At 42.8% G+C, this 15394-nt stretch carries 19 protein-coding genes and 1 riboswitch; of the genes, 18 read left to right on the forward strand and 1 reads right to left on the reverse strand.

What is annotated here, in order from left to right; all coding sequences use genetic code 11:
• The first annotated feature begins 190 nt into the window (after positions 1 to 190).
• From htpX to ACHUFW_RS12720, 4 genes are all read left to right on the forward strand, one after another.
• The gene (gene htpX / locus ACHUFW_RS12705) at positions 191 to 1054 is read left to right on the forward strand and encodes a protease HtpX (RefSeq protein WP_394203566.1); all 864 of its coding nucleotides are present in this window, start codon (positions 191 to 193) and stop codon (positions 1052 to 1054) included.
• A gap of 402 nt (positions 1055 to 1456) precedes the next feature.
• Positions 1457 to 1804 carry a tetraheme c-type cytochrome CctA gene (gene cctA, locus ACHUFW_RS12710; RefSeq protein WP_394203568.1) on the forward strand — a complete coding sequence of 116 codons (348 nt, stop codon included), beginning with the start codon at positions 1457 to 1459 and terminating at the stop codon, positions 1802 to 1804.
• Between the two features lie 129 nt (positions 1805 to 1933).
• The gene (locus ACHUFW_RS12715; RefSeq protein ID WP_394203570.1) at positions 1934 to 3085 is read left to right on the forward strand and encodes a tetratricopeptide repeat protein; all 1152 of its coding nucleotides are present in this window, start codon (positions 1934 to 1936) and stop codon (positions 3083 to 3085) included.
• Between the two features lie 817 nt (positions 3086 to 3902).
• Positions 3903 to 4535: a LuxR C-terminal-related transcriptional regulator gene (locus ACHUFW_RS12720; RefSeq protein ID WP_394203571.1), complete on the forward strand. Its 633-nt coding sequence runs from the start codon at positions 3903 to 3905 to the stop codon at positions 4533 to 4535.
• 89 nt (positions 4536 to 4624) lie between these two features.
• Here the strand turns inward: ACHUFW_RS12720 and ACHUFW_RS12725 are convergent, their stop codons facing one another.
• Complete coding sequence (locus ACHUFW_RS12725; RefSeq protein WP_394203573.1) at positions 4625 to 5041, reverse strand: TetR/AcrR family transcriptional regulator; 417 nt, start codon at positions 5039 to 5041, stop codon at positions 4625 to 4627.
• Between the two features lie 394 nt (positions 5042 to 5435).
• Between ACHUFW_RS12725 and hinT the strand changes: the two genes are divergently transcribed.
• From hinT to ACHUFW_RS12795, 14 genes are all read left to right on the forward strand, one after another.
• The gene (hinT, locus tag ACHUFW_RS12730; protein WP_394203574.1) at positions 5436 to 5792 is read left to right on the forward strand and encodes a purine nucleoside phosphoramidase; all 357 of its coding nucleotides are present in this window, start codon (positions 5436 to 5438) and stop codon (positions 5790 to 5792) included.
• Between the two features lie 16 nt (positions 5793 to 5808).
• Complete coding sequence (locus ACHUFW_RS12735) at positions 5809 to 6309, forward strand: PaaI family thioesterase (protein ID WP_394203576.1); 501 nt, start codon at positions 5809 to 5811, stop codon at positions 6307 to 6309.
• On the forward strand, positions 6302 to 6763 hold the full coding sequence (locus ACHUFW_RS12740; RefSeq protein ID WP_394203578.1) for a PaaI family thioesterase: 462 nt from the start codon (positions 6302 to 6304) through the stop codon (positions 6761 to 6763). The genes ACHUFW_RS12735 and ACHUFW_RS12740 overlap by 8 nt, the downstream gene beginning before the upstream one ends.
• Positions 6764 to 6803: 40 nt before the next feature.
• A complete protein-coding gene (locus ACHUFW_RS12745; RefSeq protein WP_394203579.1) occupies positions 6804 to 7193 on the forward strand; it encodes a YcfL family putative periplasmic lipoprotein in 390 nt (129 codons plus the stop codon).
• A 114-nt stretch (positions 7194 to 7307) separates the two neighbouring features.
• Positions 7308 to 7416: riboswitch (TPP riboswitch) on the forward strand.
• Between the two features lie 69 nt (positions 7417 to 7485).
• Positions 7486 to 9636 (forward strand): TonB-dependent receptor, encoded by a 2151-nt coding sequence (locus tag ACHUFW_RS12750; protein WP_394203581.1) that lies wholly within the window; start codon positions 7486 to 7488, stop codon positions 9634 to 9636.
• Positions 9637 to 9686: 50 nt separating this feature from the next.
• Positions 9687 to 9947, forward strand: coding sequence for a YkoF family thiamine/hydroxymethylpyrimidine-binding protein (locus ACHUFW_RS12755; protein WP_394203583.1), 261 nt, complete (start codon positions 9687 to 9689; stop codon positions 9945 to 9947).
• Positions 9948 to 9973: 26 nt separating this feature from the next.
• Complete coding sequence (gene pnuC / locus ACHUFW_RS12760; RefSeq protein ID WP_394203585.1) at positions 9974 to 10624, forward strand: nicotinamide riboside transporter PnuC; 651 nt, start codon at positions 9974 to 9976, stop codon at positions 10622 to 10624.
• Positions 10624 to 11667, forward strand: coding sequence for a phosphotransferase (locus ACHUFW_RS12765; RefSeq protein ID WP_394203586.1), 1044 nt, complete (start codon positions 10624 to 10626; stop codon positions 11665 to 11667). Before pnuC ends, ACHUFW_RS12765 begins: the two co-directional genes overlap by 1 nt.
• Positions 11668 to 11781: 114 nt before the next feature.
• A complete protein-coding gene (locus tag ACHUFW_RS12770; protein WP_394203588.1) occupies positions 11782 to 12372 on the forward strand; it encodes an HvfX family Cu-binding RiPP maturation protein in 591 nt (196 codons plus the stop codon).
• 97 nt (positions 12373 to 12469) lie between these two features.
• On the forward strand, positions 12470 to 13018 hold the full coding sequence (locus tag ACHUFW_RS12775; protein ID WP_394203589.1) for an NAD(P)H nitroreductase: 549 nt from the start codon (positions 12470 to 12472) through the stop codon (positions 13016 to 13018).
• A gap of 117 nt (positions 13019 to 13135) precedes the next feature.
• Positions 13136 to 13633 (forward strand): GNAT family N-acetyltransferase, encoded by a 498-nt coding sequence (locus tag ACHUFW_RS12780; RefSeq protein ID WP_394203591.1) that lies wholly within the window; start codon positions 13136 to 13138, stop codon positions 13631 to 13633.
• A gap of 52 nt (positions 13634 to 13685) precedes the next feature.
• A complete protein-coding gene (locus ACHUFW_RS12785) occupies positions 13686 to 14282 on the forward strand; it encodes a GNAT family N-acetyltransferase (protein ID WP_394203593.1) in 597 nt (198 codons plus the stop codon).
• Positions 14283 to 14330: 48 nt separating this feature from the next.
• The gene (locus tag ACHUFW_RS12790; RefSeq protein ID WP_394203595.1) at positions 14331 to 14786 is read left to right on the forward strand and encodes a GNAT family N-acetyltransferase; all 456 of its coding nucleotides are present in this window, start codon (positions 14331 to 14333) and stop codon (positions 14784 to 14786) included.
• 115 nt (positions 14787 to 14901) lie between these two features.
• Entirely contained in the window at positions 14902 to 15282 is a 381-nt protein-coding gene (locus ACHUFW_RS12795) for a hypothetical protein (RefSeq protein ID WP_394203733.1), read from the forward strand.
• Positions 15283 to 15394: the final 112 nt, after the last annotated feature.

Raw genomic sequence — 15394 nt, forward strand, 5'->3', positions numbered from 1 at the left:
AGTTTCAATTAATTGTTTAATTTTAGACTGTTGCGCTTGCTCAAAGTGTGAGTAGTAAAACAGATCGTACGGGTTATAAGCATCTATACATTTTTTTACTCTTCTCCCCTTGAATTCTAGTTTTGGGGACATATTATGTCCTTAAGAGTGTAAAGTTAACCAATAGTGGTTACGATCTAAAGGAGCGTACATGAAACGTATTTTTTTGTTGATAGCAACGAATATGGCAGTTTTGCTAGTTGCGTCAATTGTAATGTCTATCCTCGGAGTTAATACTTCGACTATGGGTGGCTTACTGGTATTCGCTGCCATATTTGGTTTTGGTGGTGCATTTATCAGTTTGGCTATCTCTAAGTGGATGGCAAAGAAAACCATGGGTTGCGAAGTCATCACCACACCTCGTGATGAAACTGAGCGTTGGTTAGTTGAAACGGTAGCCCGTCAAGCAGAGCAAGCTGGCATCAAAATGCCAGAAGTTGCGATTTACCAATCGCCAGAGCTTAATGCGTTTGCAACAGGTCCAAGCAAAGACAACTCGTTAGTTGCGGTAAGTAGTGGTCTACTTTATGGCATGACACGTGACGAAATTGAAGGGGTACTAGCACACGAAGTGAGCCACGTAGCCAACGGCGATATGGTGACATTGACCTTGATTCAAGGCGTGGTGAATACCTTTGTTATTTTTGCCGCCCGTGTTGTAGCTGGCATTATTAATAACTTTGTTGCTAGTAACGATGAAGAAGGCGAAGGTTTAGGCATGTTTGCCTACATGGCAGTCGTGTTTGTACTTGATATGCTATTTGGTATTTTAGCGTCAATGATTGTTGCTTACTTCTCACGTATCCGTGAATACAAAGCTGACGAAGGTGGTGCTAAGCTCGCTGGCAAGCATAAGATGATTGCTGCGCTAGACCGTTTACGTCAAGGCCCAGAAACAGGGGCAATGCCTGCTAATATGGCTGCATTTGGCATCAACGGTAAGAAATCGATGGCTGAGCTACTAATGAGCCACCCGCCGCTAGAGAAGCGTATTGCTGCACTACAAGCTCGTTAATACTTCGCAGCTGGATTAATTAGTGTGATAAAACGGCAGTTTACTCGATAAACTGCCGTTTTTTATTGCAATGAAAAATCTGTAGATACCTCCAAAGTTGTAGTTTTTATGTTGCGCCAGCCTTAATCTAATCTTAAAAAAGCTGTTATTTATTCACTTTTGCATACAAAAATTGTGACAGCCGTCACTATCGTGTTGTTTATTAGTCATATTTTCTCGGTAATATTGACGTAGCGCACGGTTTCGCTGATGACGAGACAGTATTCTGCGCCCAACAAAGTTTGCGAATTAGCGTCTCCTTAGCTACGTTTAGCTAAGTCGTGCTATAGAATTCGATCACAAGATAACGGCAGCCAAATCAAATAAGTCGTTACTATGTGGTTGTAAAATGAGGAATATACTGTGAGCAAAAAAATACTAAGTGCTTTATTTGGTGCGGGCCTAGCGGCATTAGCTTTATCTCCAGCAGCGATGGCACAGCCACAAGAACTTGCAGAAATGCATGCCGAAATGGATGGTTGTGAAGCTTGTCACCAAGATGGCGAGCCATCAGCAGATGGTGCGTTTGAGTTTGAGCAGTGCCAAAGCTGTCACGGTACTCTGGCAGAGATGGATGCAGTGCATCAACCCCATGATGGTGCACTAGTTTGTGCTGATTGCCATGCGCCACATGATATGAATGTTGGAGATAAGCCTACTTGTGATAGTTGCCATGATGATGGGCGCACAGCAGAGTCTGTATTGAAATAATCAATGAGGCTTCATAACGATAAACACCAGCGATAAAGCTGGTGTTTTTGTTTGAGTTTGGCGAATTTTTTATGTTAGTTTAAAAGTTGACCGTGAAGGCGAGGTATTAACAACTGAAAAGGAAGTCAGATGAGAAACGCGTTATTCATTTGTTCATTGTTACTGTTATCTGCATGCGCGACACAAAAGACTCAAGCCATTAACCCCCCACCTCCGCCGATTAATAGTGATTTGTTTAATCTAACGGCTCAAAACGTGATAACCAAGCGTGAGCTAATCCAATTAACTCCGCGTCAAATTGAAGAAATCAATGTATTTGCTCTGCAACCACATATCGCAGCGTTGTCAAAGCGTGAACAAGCAACTGCGTTTATCAAGCGTAAAATGGTCAACTTTGATTATGAAGGTAAAAACTTGCCGGCTAACGTGGCATTTGACCAGATGCACGGTAATTGTATGACGCTAGCGCTGCTGTCTTATTCTATTGCAATGGCTTTTGATGTAGATATTAGCTTTCAACGAATGTTTACAGCGCCTATGTTGCTTAATATTGATAGCGATTTTATGGTGACCTCTGATCATGTTAGAAGCTTCTTGTCGGAAAAAACTGGGCAGCCTAATAGTGCTAGTGATGAACCCCAAATGGTCACCGTTATCGATTACTTTCCAGATAGATTCGATAGAGCGGGAGAAAAAATATCCGAGGCACAATTTTTTGCGATGTTATATCGCAATTTTGCCGCTGATGCATTACTTGAGGGGCGTTATGTACAAGCTATGGCTTTGCTAAATGAAGCCATAACTTATGCTCCTTATTTTGCTCCGGCGTTAGACATGGTAGCCATCGCCCATCGGCGTATGGGCGATGCCGCAAGTGCACAAGCATTTTATCAATTTGCGCTTGAGAATGGTTCAACGAGCAAGCTCAATACTTTAAATAATTATTATGTTCTGTTGTTGAGTATTGGGGATACCCACGGGGCTGAAAATTTACAAAGGCAGTTACAGCGCCTCGATGATGAGTCCCCCTATGGCTGGTATCTAGTGGCTAATGATGCGATTAACGCTGGGGATTTGTCCGCTGCTAAGCTCTACTTAGAACGATTTATTGAGCGTACCGCGTATTATTACCCTGCCTATTTGCAGTTAGCTAAGGTGGAATATCAATTAGGTAATACTGCAGCAGCGAAAAGAGCTTTGAATAAGGCACTGGTTTACGTTGAGATTCCTGAGCGAGAACGTCAGTACCGGGCAAAGCTGGCCTGGTTGTCAGATAAGTAAATTTTTGCTGGGTAAGGCTATGTAAAACTGCTTGCGTCTTGTGAAGGATAATCAACATAAAGTGCTAAGCTTGAAACGTTTTGGGTTGCTTAATTGCGGCAAATCTTTTTGCTGTAGTTAGCAATAATGATTACTAGAAAAGCATAAATTATTTATTTTAAATAAGTTTTTTTCTTTTGAGTTTAGAGGTGATTCAGCCTTCAGATTGTCGCACCTATATTTATCTTTATAGTAATTAAGTACTAGTCCTGATTTTGAAATAGCCTATTAGTCTATTCTCGCTTCATACTCAAGTTGGACGATGTCATTGGGGTAAACTTTCATACTAGTTCCTGTTACCAGTTATTTCATACAGACTGTTTATAGGGTTAGCCGTATTTGTTGTCTCATTAAGAAATGTCTTGTGAGGTGAATCCTGTTTATGTCGAAAAAGAGCGTGATGACCTTGTGGGTTCTTGCTAGCGCAAATAGTGAATGAGCCTATTTTTGTTTGGGTGTTTATAACATCACTTGTTTTGATTTTGACTGCTTTGTTTAACTGCTTTGTTTAACTGCTTTAGACGTTAGCAGTGCGATGTTAGTTAGTCTAGCTTGTAACATAATTTTGGTATTTTACCGTGGGTCGATATTTACAACCGTGATCACTAAAGTTTGCTAGCTAAGGGCGCTATTGGGCCTTTGATGATTAACCATGGGGTTTGACCAGTTTGAAATTTATTCGCCTTGGTCGATACAAAGGTTAATAAATTGTTGTTTGACTGCTATCATACTTTGGTTTGATATGGATGCTCAGATCACAAGTCAAGGAGAGAGTCATATGTTTAAAGTTATCAATTGGGTGGTTGTCACCCGTTCACAATTATTAGCCGACCTACTTGATACCCGCTGGCCGCAAGAGTTCCTTGTTAAATTGGCCAAAGTCTCTCCCGAACGTATGGAAAGTGTCATAAGAGAGGGAGCTTATTCGCTCGTGATTATTGACCTCTCTACTGTTGATGTACAAAAAGCCTATCAGTTACAAAAGCATATAGAAAAAGAGTATGCAGCAAGGGTGGTGTTTATTCATTACCCTAAACAAATCGATGCGCGTTTTCTTATTCAGCAAACTGTTACCGCAGGCGTGTTTTACAGTGATGTGTCTTTGGAAGATATTGGCCAAGGGCTTGCCAGCATATTGCGTGGTAAAACTGTCTACCCACCACAATTGATAAGTGCAAGTTATGATAATAGCAATGGTGTTGATAGCAGCGAAAATTTAACGATTCGTGAGCGAGAGGTGCTACAGGCGTTGCTGACAGGAAGCACTAACGTCGATATTGCCAATCAACTATTTGTTAGTGAGAGCACTATTAAGACACATTTATACCGTGCTTTTAGAAAAATTGGTGTATCGAGTCGAGGTCAAGCTATCGCTTGGGCACAGACTCATTTGCATGAAGTGCACCAGTAACTAAATTCAAACTGCGATACAGAGCGGTAAAATATTTTAAGCTGCTATGCTTTAAAGTAAAAAGGGATGCTAAGCATCCCTTTTGTTGTCTATTTGATACTTCGCTTTCTTTCAGCATCTAAGAATCCGAATGCTCTTTTAATAAAATTGCAGTGCTCGGTATCGGGTAATGATTGGGTCTCACTGAGTAATTGATTAAAGGCTGAGTCAATCATTAATCTATCAGCCAGTTTCAAATAGTTATAGACAACTGGGCGTAATACCACAGAAAAGTCACCAGTGAGGTCTTCGTATCTTTCTTGTTTGATTGCTTCGGTGCTCTGAACTAACTCGCGCATACACAGCGCCGCTAACAGCGAATTTTTATCACTAAATGATTGGTATTGCGCGGCGCGAGAATAACCTGCTTTCTTATGCACATCTGACATATTTAGCGCGATAATCCCTTTTTCCGCAATGAGTTCAGCTGCTGCATCAAGCAAAGCTTGTTCTTTATCAGTTAACATAGATTTCCATCCATTGGTGATTCAAGGCCGAGTAGTGGCCATTAAAATGGTTGGTTACATAGTTGTCAATGATTAACGCTATACAAATGTATAACTTGTCGGATTAACATATAAAATTAGCGCATAATTTTAGATTTTTGTTTACATGTCGTGGTTTCCCCCGCATTTTGTGAACTGCGTGGTGAAATAGCCAGCACTTGGTGTGCTGCAGTGCACACAAAAAACCAAACCTAGCTAAATTTGCGTATACTATGGCCAACTTTCATGTGTATCGTTTAGACCGTGAATCACATGTTAATCATCAACAAAACGTTAGTTGGTAATTCAACTTAATCAATATTTTATTGTATATTGCTGAAGTTAAGATTAAACCAATCAATACGGAGTGCCTGTTATGTCTGAAGAGACTATTTTTAGTAAAATCATCCGCAGAGAGATCCCCGCTGACATTCTTTATCAAGATGATCTTGTGACAGCTTTTCGTGATATTCAACCACAAGCGCCCACCCATATTTTGATTATCCCTAATCATTTGATCCCCACGGCTAATGATATTAAAGCATCGGATGAAAAAGCACTGGGGCGAATGATGAGTGTCGCGGCAAAGTTGGCTGATGAAGCTGGTATTGCAGAAGATGGATACCGTTTAATCATGAACTGTAATAAACATGGCGGACAAGAGGTGTATCACATTCATATGCATCTTGTTGGCGGTCGCCCACTTGGACCAATGCTAACTAAGCAATCTTAATCACGGGAATGAATACATGCCTGACAACTCGGAGTTTTTCCCATTAACACAGTTAGCGACACGCTTTGTTGATCAACTAACCCATTGTCGCCGCCTAGGCTTAAAGGTCCATGAGGCCAGTGAGCATCATGTGTTAATCGAGTTACCCTATAATGAAGCGTTGATTGGTTATCCAGATACGGGTGTTATCCATGGTGGTGTGATCACCACATTGATGGATACCGCAAGTGGCAGTGCAGTGGTGTGTTCTATTTATGATAAATATCAATCACTAGAATTGTCACCCACTTTAGATTTGCGGGTAGATTATATGAAACCGGCGCAGCCCAACCAGCCTGTTTTTGGTTTTGCTGAGTGCTACAAGCTGTCTTCAAGTGTGGCTTTTACTCGGGCTATTGCTTATCAAGAATCGATTGATGATCCGATAGCCCATGCCGTTGGTTCATTTATGCGTATTAGTCCGGAACTAATCGGTAAAGAGTTTCAGCAGGCGTTAATGGGGAATCAACATGGCTGATATGATGCTTAATTCGAGCCCGTTAGATGTAAAAGAAATCGTTAAGAAAGCAACCGAACTTAATGACTTTTCACATCTATTAGCCCATGTTCCTTATGCGAAATTTATAGGTATGAATGTGTCGCGTTTTGGTGATGAACTGGTGTTTCAGTTACCGGCTAAGGAAGACAATATTGGTAACCCGACCTTGCCAGCTATCCACGGCGGTGTGATAGCGGGGTTTATGGAAATGTCAGCGATTGTGCAGTTGATGGTGTTTATGCAAACCACTAAAGTACCTAAAGTTGTTGATTTTTCGATTGATTACCTTAGGGCGGGCCATCACAGGGATAGTTTTGCTGAGTGTAAAATCACTCGCCAAGGCAGACGAGTCGCCAATGTAAATATTAATTGTTGGCAAACGAACCGCAAAAAGCTAATTGCTACTGCGCGAGCGCACTTTTTAATTGATTAATGCACTCGTAGATTATTTACCCAATGCATAGGAGTATTTTATGAAGCATGTTTTAGTGATGTTGAGCGTCCTTTTAGTATTAGTAGGCTGCGCACCTCATACTGCAGGAATTATGGCAAGCTCTACAGGCGAGTCACGAATTGATAATCGCTCTTTTGCAAATGAAGTGACGCTGACTCAACTTAAAGCACGTCCAGAAGGTGGTTTACTGCAGGGCGCAGGATTAATAAGTAGCCAAGTAGCTACCGATCTGCGCTTGCAGTATAAATTTACTTGGTTTGACGCCGCAGATTTTGCCATTGAGGATGAAGGTGTTAGCTGGAAGTCGGTTAAATTACATGGAAAACAGCAGATGCAAGTGGTTGGCCTAGCACCCAATGCCAATGCTGTTCGTTATGAGATTTATGTAAGAAAAGCATTTTCAAATTAAGTAAATAGTCATCAGTATAGCATTAGCTATAAAAATCGGTTGGCGTTTTTCACAGCACTTGCGAGTAAAAAGTGCTGTAAAGATGTCAACAATTTGTAGGACTCATGTATAATCAGTGCCGCCAAGGGGTGTAATGGTATTTTACTGTTACTGAGATGTCGTAGACGAACCCTTAGAACCTGATCCGGCTTGTACCGGCGTAGGAATGGGCTGACTATTTGATGATTGCATCAAGACCGACTCTCTCTTACCTAAAAGTGCCGGATCTCAAGCAGATATATTTTGAGGTCCCATGTTTAACATCAGTTCGTACTCAAAAGTGGCCGTTGCTGTCGTAGCAGCCCTTACTAGTAACACCAGTTTCGCTAATCCAGAAAATAATAGCGTATCCAGCAATGATGAGATGGAAGTTATTGTCGTGACTTCTGATTTTCGTCAGTCAAGCATTGAGAAAATGCCGTCTAGTATTACTGTGATTGACCAGCAACAAATTGAAGATGAAGGCGCCCAGCACTTTGAAGACTTGCTGAACTCTGTGGCTAACTTCAACTGGTCTGGTGGTAGCTCTCGGCCTAAATATTTTCAGATCCGCGGTGTAGGCGAGCAGGAAGAATATCAGGGGGCACCGAATTCATCCGTTGGCTATATCATTGATGATATTGATATGTCAGGCCTAGGCATGATCTCAAGCATGTATGATTTGCAACAGGTAGAAGTGCTTCGCGGTCCACAAGGTACTCGCTACGGTGCTAATGCGCTTGCAGGTCTAATTTATTTAAAGAGTAACGATCCCACTGATGTGTTTGAACACGGCGCCGAAGTGTCCATGGGCGATGATGACCTCAGAACCTTTAGTGGTTTTAGCTCTGGCCCATTAACTGATTCGGGCAAACTGCTTTACCGCGTATCTTTGCAGCAACATGAGCAAAATGGCTATCGCAACAATATGTACTTAGGCCGTGAAGATACCAATGCCAGAGATGAGTTTACCGCGCGGGCCAAGTTACGTTGGTATGCCACTGATGATCTTTCCATCGATTTGACCATGCTGCATGCTGATTTTAGTAACGGCTATGATGCGTGGACGTTGGATAATAATGGTTTCGACACATTGACCGATGAGCCGGGCGTAGATAAGCAACGTACTACAGGTAGCTCACTTAAGTTTACCTACAGTGGGGCAGAGCAGTTTGAACTGGTGTCTCTGACCTCATATGCCAGCACTGATCATCACCATGGTTACGATGGTGACTGGGCTAATTCAGACTACTGGGCTGGCTTAGATTGTGGCGGTGAAGCGTGTGTTTATGATTACACTTGGGACAAAGTGGGTGATCGTAAAACCTTATCGCAAGAGTTTAGAATGAGCTCAACGGATGCTGGCCGCTGGTTCTCTGGCAGCACCGATTGGCTATTTGGTATTTATGGTATGCAGTTAGAAGAAGATAACGATACCACAGAGGTTTATAACGGCTGGATTGATGGACTTCAAGCGCAATATGAAGCTAAAAATTTGGCAGTTTTTGGGCAACTTGATTCTGATTTAGGTCGAGGATATGCATTGTCATTTGGCTTGCGTGCAGAACGCCGAGATAGTGATTACCAAGATAGTGCAGGTGATGCATTTGCCCCTTCAGAAACCATGTGGGGTGGCCACATAGCACTAAGCAAAGCGTTGTCGGACGATCATGAGAGCTATATTCGTATCGCAAGGGGTTACAAAGCCGGTGGCTTTAATATGTCCTTGCCGATAGAGCTTAGTGATAAAAAGGAGTTTGATGCGGAAACCCTTTACAACTATGAGCTAGGATTAAAATCAACTTGGTTACAAGGTGATTTGTCGACTAATCTTTCAATTTTCTATATGGACAGACGAGATCAACAGGTTTCTGCATCACAGCAAAACCCTGAAGAGCCTCAAAAATTTATTCTATATACTGAAAATGCGGGTAGTTCACATAACTATGGTGCCGAGCTTGATGCTAATTGGTACGCCACTGATAATCTGTATTTCTATGCCAGTTTAGGTTGGCTAGAAACGGCTTACGGTGACTATCAATACCAGGATAAGTATGGCGGCATTGTCGATCTTAGTGGGCGTGAACTGGCTCATTCGCCAAACTTTACTTATGCGTTAGGCGGCACATATCGCAGTGATTCCGGTTGGTTTGCCAATATTACCACCAGTGGCAAGAGTGAATTCTATTATTCTGATAGTAACGATTCACGCTCAGATCCTTACACCATTTTTAATGCCCGAGTGGGTTATGAAACGGATGTTTGGTCAGCCTACTTATGGGGTAAAAACCTATTTGATGAAAAATATGGTGTTCGTGGGTTCTATTTTGGTAATGAACCCGATCAAGATTGGGCTGATAAGCAGTACATACGTTATGGTGACCCTCGCCAGTTAGGCGTCACTGTCAACGTCAAATTTATGTAAATATGATAAAGCGGCGTCATTGGACGCCGTTTTGATTTAAGGGGTAAGTAATGAAATTAACTGCAGAAATTAGTATGTATCCACTGAAAGACAACTACCTTGACCCCATCAAGTGGTTTATCGGTCGAGTCGATAGTTATGCCAATATTGAACGTAAAACCAATGCCATGGCGACACAGGTGTGTGGAGAGTATGCAGACGTGATGGCGATGTTAGCTACGGAGATGGAAGCTGCCCATGAGCAATGGGGTAAGGCGGTTTTTGTGGTTAAATTTATTAGTGGTGAGCTTAATTTAAGCCACAGTGAATAGAAATAGGTGGATAGGCTAAGTGCAACATGGCTGAAATTTGGCAAGTAATACAAACAACAGTATTGGCAGCGGTCTCGGAAGTGTCTGTGATGACATTCTGGGAGCTCATTGCCGTTATTTTAGCCGTAGGCTATTTGCTATTGGCGATGAGGACCAACATTTGGTGTTGGGCAGCAGCATTTTTTAGTACAGCTATCTATACGGCGCTGTTTTGGCATGTGTCATTACTGATGGAGTCTTTGTTAAACGTCTATTATATGGCCATGGCGGTTTACGGTTTCTATTTGTGGCGAGGCGGCAGGCTACAAAGTGAATTGAAAGTGGTGAGCTGGTCTGGTGGCCGTCATGCAAGCTTGATTTTGGTGACCTCAGCAGTATCTGTTGCCGTTGGCTATGGCATGGCAACTTATACGCAAGCCTCGTTCCCTTATATTGATGCGGCAACTACCTGTTTCGCTGTCATGACCACCTATTTAGTGGCCAAAAAAGTATTAGAAAATTGGTTATATTGGGTCGTGATTGACCTTGTCTCTATCTATCTTTATTTCAGTAAAGGCTTAATGCTAACTTCGGTATTGTTTGTGTTTTATGTCGGCATGGCGATCGCAGGTTACTTTATGTGGCGGCAAAAAATGCAACTACCGCCACAAGCTAGTCAATCGGTACAGGCAGCGTAGTGTCCACCGATAACGGCAAGATTGATTTAATGAATCTGGCGGCATATCTTCAGCAGATCCGTCAAAACAGCGATATTGTCTTTAGTGAAAACTTGTGTGCTTTTCAATTAGGCAGCGGTTTAAGCAATCACAACTATTTGTTGCAAGATGGCGTTAATAAGTGGGTGTTAAGAGTCAATCAGAATGCTAGTGATGGATTTGTTCGTCGCAAGGATGAGCTAGCGAGTTGGCAAATAGCCGGCAATGCCGGCTTAGCCCCGCAATTACGGTTTGTTAGTTCAACAATGGACTGCTTTTTAAGTGACTATGTTGAGACGCAAAGCGACTGGTCGCAGTTGGCCCATGATGTTGATGGGGCTGCAGTTGATAATCAATCTATTTGCCTGCGACAACGGGCCCCGCAATTATTGGCGCAACTATTGTTGGCCATGCAGGACTTGCCATTACCGCAAAACCACATTTCACTTTCACGGCAATGGCAGCATTATTTAACTCAGCTTCACCACATCGCTGTAAAACTCGAAACCATGGCTTCTAGCGGTCCTCCAAATACAAACCAACTCGCAATCAGTATCGAACAGTGGCAAACCCAATGGCAACGGTTACAACGTCTTCACCATGATACTCAACTGAAGATAGATAGCTGTGATGCAGTGTCATTACGAAATCAATACAGCCACCGAGATTTAACGCCCTATAACTTATTACTTAGTGATGAGCATTTGCTGTGCATCGACTTTGAGTATGCGTGTCAATCTCATCCGCTTTTTGATTTGGCCGTAGTGCTACAAACCCATGGCATATCATCGTCACAACAAGCTCAGTTAAAAGCGCTTTATTTTTCAAAGCAGCAAAATTTGAAACTCGGAGCAGAACAAGCGCTACCTGCAATGGGGGCGCTGTATTGGACATACAGTGCGGCTTGGGCGTTATTGATGGCGGGACAATCACTGCTCAATGGCGACGAAAGCAAATTACTACCCCATTTAGCCAAGGATTACCTTAGTTGGTTTGAAAACTATTATACCCAAGCCGCCAAGTAGTAGCGCCTTCTGTTACTGGCTTAAATATCATTAAAACACGGTATTTTTAATAGTTTGAAAGATAAACTTCATTGTTATGGTCTATTCTGTCAAGAGTAGTGAAGAGGAATTCCTATGCATTTGGCACAATATTATCAGCAATTTTTAAACTTTCTAAAACAGCTTGAGGGCGTTGCACCGCTAGCGTTAAGGCTGTATTTAGCCCCCGTTATGATGCAGGCTGGATACAACAAGTTATCCCATTTTCAAGATACAGCCGCTTGGTTTGGTAATCCACAGTGGGGACTTGGTCTACCTATGCCGGAAGTTATGGTGGCCTTGGCCGCTGGCACGGAGTTTTTCGGTGGTTTGTTATTGATTGTCGGATTAGCAACAAGGCTGATATCGATTCCTTTGATGGTCACCATGCTAGTGGCAGCGTTTGCAGTGCATTGGCCTAACGGCTGGCTTGCCATTGCAGATTCAAGTTCTTGGTTAGCTAACGAGCAGGTCCTCGCGTCGGCAGAGAAGCTTGATAGGGCAAAATCGATTTTGCAAGAGCATGGCAATTACGATTGGCTTACCAGCTCTGGTAATTTTGTGGTGCTTAACAACGGTATTGAGTTTGCCATTACTTATTTCGTGATGTTGTTGGCACTACTGTTTATGGGAGGTGGGCGTTATACCAGTGTGGACTATTGGATTGCGAAGAAAAACCAACACTAATGTTTTTTTGATGTAAATTAAATCCTACCTTTTAGGTAGGATTTTTTTTTGCGCTTTGATATTCTTTTGCTTAACTTTTTTATTCGGAGCGTATGCAGTGAACGCCATTGAATTATTGACCACTCGCCAATCAACCCCTCGCTTACAACACCCAAGTCCAGATAGTGAACAGCTAGCAACTATCATTGAAGCAGGGTGTCGAGTCCCCGATCATGCAGGGTTGCAACCATTTGAGTTTATTATTGCAAAGGACGATGGAGTGCAACGATTAGCTGACCAATTTGTAGCCGCTGCCAAAGCCGATGGTGCAGATGAAGAGTTACAGCAAAAGTGTGCCAAAATGCCTTTTCGCGCGCCAATGGTGATAACCGTTGTTGCCAAAGTAACCGCTCATCCAAAGGTGCCAGCGTTGGAGCAACAACTGACGGCAGGTTGTGCAGTGATGGCCATGCAACAAGCGGCTTTTGCACTAGGGTTAGGCGGTATTTGGCGCACCGGTGGTTTAGCTTTTAATCCTCATCTGCACACAAGTTTAGGTTTAGGTGAGTCTGATCAAATCGTTGGTTTCTTGTATTTGGGGACGCCAGTGGTTAAAGCACCCGTCAAGCCCGCTCGCAGTAGTGATTCGGTTGTGCGTTACTTGTAACGTGTTTTGTGGATTAACCTTAAAATTGTTCAAGTCGGCTAACTATCTTATTGGTAACCTTGCTCGTATAGTGACAATTAATACGTGATGGTTAGGGCGTGATGATTAGGGATAGCAATGTTAGAGACGGAACGTTTTATAATACGGCGATTGACACTTGATGATGCAGAGCATGTTTTAGCGCTCGTTAATAGTCCTGGGTTTATTAAAAATATTGGTGATCGTGGCATTCGAGATCTGGCTCAAGCGACCATTTATCTACAGCAAGGGACTTTAGCCAGTTATCAGCAGCACGGTTACGGTATGTTTGCTGTAGAAGATAAGCATAATGGTGATTGGCTTGGTCAGGTTGGCTTGATAAAACGAGAGCATCTGCCGTACGCTGATTTAGGTTACGCTCTATTGCCACAATTTGTTGGTAAAGGCGTCGCGACTGAAGCAGCGAAAGCCGTTGTTGACTGGGCAAAAGCTCAAGGCATGCAACAGCTACTAGGGGTGATAACGCCAAGCAACCGCCAATCGGCTAATGTGCTAACAAAACTGGGTTTTCAGCCCGAGGGATTGATAGATTGGCCGGATGATGATCAGGTGATGCTATACAGAGCTCACTTGTGATTTCAGCAACATACGAATAATAAAAATAGTTAATAAGGTTAGGGAGCAGTGAATGGACGAGATTTCTCAAGTAGGCGGGTTAGTTGGCGAGCATGTAGTACTAGAACCGCTGAGTAAAGATCATATTCCTGCATTGAGTGTTGCAGTTAATGACGGTGAGTTATGGTCGCTGTGGTTCACCTCGGTCCCGCACCCAGATGAAATGAGCGAATATGTAGAGCTTGCTTTAGCGCAAGAGCAACGCGGTGAAGCATTAGCCTATGTGGTGAGGGATAAACATTCTGGCGGTGTTGTCGGCTGTACTCGTATTTTTAATTGGGATCAGCCAAACCGTCGATTAGAAATCGGCCATTCTTGGTATGCCAAATCCGTACAGCGAACCGCCGTTAACTCCGAGACTAAGTTGCTGATGCTCAGTTATGCGTTTGAAACGTTAGATGTTGTTGCAGTAGAGTTTCGAACTCACTGGAACAATGAACGCTCACGTCAAGCGATTGAACGCCTTGGGGCGAAACAAGATGGCGTGCTTCGAAATCATCGTATATTGAAGGATGGTACGCTTCGCGATACCGTGGTTTACTCGATAATTGATAGTGAATGGCCGGCGGTGAAACAAGGACTAAAACAAAGGATTGCAGAAAATTTATAGATTTCTACTGCGTATTCGCTAGTTCAGTAGCAGATCAGGGGGGCAAAAATGGATTTTATGATAGAGCAAGCCGGTGTAGATGATGTTCAACAGCTGGCTGAGCTATTTAATCAATATCGCCAGTTCTACCATCAAGCTGATGATATTAAAACTGCAAATGACTTCATCGCGCAACGTCTTGCACAACAGAGCGGAGCGATATTTATTGCAAGAGATCAACACAGAGTCGCAGTGGGGTTTTTGCAATTATATTGGGGGCTGTCATCAATTAGCGCCAGCCAAACCCTGATACTTAATGATTTGTTTGTTTTGCCGCAAGCACGAAAGCAAGGCGTCGCTCGTCAATTAATGCTGCGAGCGATTGAGTATGCTAAAAGTCAGCAAGTGCCCAACCTTAGTTTGGAAACTCATCGCGATAACCTCAAAGCACAGGCGTTATATCAACAACTTGGATTTACGCAACAACAAAGCTTTTTAACCTATACTCTTGATATTCAGCCATAGCTAAAGTAGAAATAGATAAAAATTAACGCATTAACATGGTTGCAACTAGGTTGGTGTAACAATGAAGGCATTCAAGGACAATAACATGATGTTGATAAGAAAAAGTGTCGTCGCGATGACGTTATCACTGGTAGCAGTCGGGGCGCACGCAAAGCAAGCATCGGATGCTGAAATAGCATTCAATAAAGAAGTGTTAGAGTGTGCGGCTTATTATGAGATAGCTTCTGATGCGATAGCTAATATGAATGCACCTCAAATGGCAGCTGTTGGGGACCGATTAAAACAGTCCTCACAGCAGGCTGTTAATTTAGCTAAACAGTATCAAGCTGATGAAGATGTACAGCAAGTGTTGGCAGCGCAAAAGCAAGCGCAGCTTGATAGTTTGCCAAATAATAAAGCCCTTGGCCGATTAATGGGTAAATATAAAGAGCCGTGTAAGACGTTGTTAGCCGAGCCTCAAAAACGTCTGGATTATTGGATTATGGCGACGATGTAATTGTTTCATTGCTGATAAACGCGCTTAGGCGCGTTTTTTATTTGCATGAAACTAAATCCTGAATTCTCAGGTCTGCTGTATAGCATTAACGTTTGTTAGTTTAGGCTCGCGC

Source organism: Shewanella waksmanii (assembly GCF_043643685.1).
GTDB classification, from domain to species: domain Bacteria; phylum Pseudomonadota; class Gammaproteobacteria; order Enterobacterales; family Shewanellaceae; genus Shewanella; species Shewanella waksmanii_A.

Excerpts from the sequence above, each read along its gene's own strand:
- ACHUFW_RS12795 (WP_394203733.1), top strand. The coding sequence starts at position 14,902 with ATGACGTTATCACTGGTAGCAGTCGGGGCGCACGCAAAGCAAGCATCG.
- ACHUFW_RS12790 (WP_394203595.1), top strand. The coding sequence starts at position 14,331 with ATGGATTTTATGATAGAGCAAGCCGGTGTAGATGATGTTCAACAGCTG.
- pnuC (WP_394203585.1), top strand. The coding sequence starts at position 9,974 with ATGGCTGAAATTTGGCAAGTAATACAAACAACAGTATTGGCAGCGGTC.
- ACHUFW_RS12735 (WP_394203576.1), top strand. The coding sequence starts at position 5,809 with ATGCCTGACAACTCGGAGTTTTTCCCATTAACACAGTTAGCGACACGC.
- ACHUFW_RS12740 (WP_394203578.1), top strand. The coding sequence starts at position 6,302 with ATGGCTGATATGATGCTTAATTCGAGCCCGTTAGATGTAAAAGAAATC.
- htpX (WP_394203566.1), top strand. The coding sequence starts at position 191 with ATGAAACGTATTTTTTTGTTGATAGCAACGAATATGGCAGTTTTGCTA.
- ACHUFW_RS12725 (WP_394203573.1), bottom strand. The coding sequence starts at position 5,041 with ATGTTAACTGATAAAGAACAAGCTTTGCTTGATGCAGCAGCTGAACTC.
- ACHUFW_RS12785 (WP_394203593.1), top strand. The coding sequence starts at position 13,686 with ATGGACGAGATTTCTCAAGTAGGCGGGTTAGTTGGCGAGCATGTAGTA.
- ACHUFW_RS12750 (WP_394203581.1), top strand. The coding sequence starts at position 7,486 with ATGTTTAACATCAGTTCGTACTCAAAAGTGGCCGTTGCTGTCGTAGCA.
- ACHUFW_RS12780 (WP_394203591.1), top strand. The coding sequence starts at position 13,136 with ATGTTAGAGACGGAACGTTTTATAATACGGCGATTGACACTTGATGAT.
- ACHUFW_RS12770 (WP_394203588.1), top strand. The coding sequence starts at position 11,782 with ATGCATTTGGCACAATATTATCAGCAATTTTTAAACTTTCTAAAACAG.
- ACHUFW_RS12715 (WP_394203570.1), top strand. The coding sequence starts at position 1,934 with ATGAGAAACGCGTTATTCATTTGTTCATTGTTACTGTTATCTGCATGC.
- ACHUFW_RS12720 (WP_394203571.1), top strand. The coding sequence starts at position 3,903 with ATGTTTAAAGTTATCAATTGGGTGGTTGTCACCCGTTCACAATTATTA.
- ACHUFW_RS12755 (WP_394203583.1), top strand. The coding sequence starts at position 9,687 with ATGAAATTAACTGCAGAAATTAGTATGTATCCACTGAAAGACAACTAC.
- hinT (WP_394203574.1), top strand. The coding sequence starts at position 5,436 with ATGTCTGAAGAGACTATTTTTAGTAAAATCATCCGCAGAGAGATCCCC.
- ACHUFW_RS12745 (WP_394203579.1), top strand. The coding sequence starts at position 6,804 with ATGAAGCATGTTTTAGTGATGTTGAGCGTCCTTTTAGTATTAGTAGGC.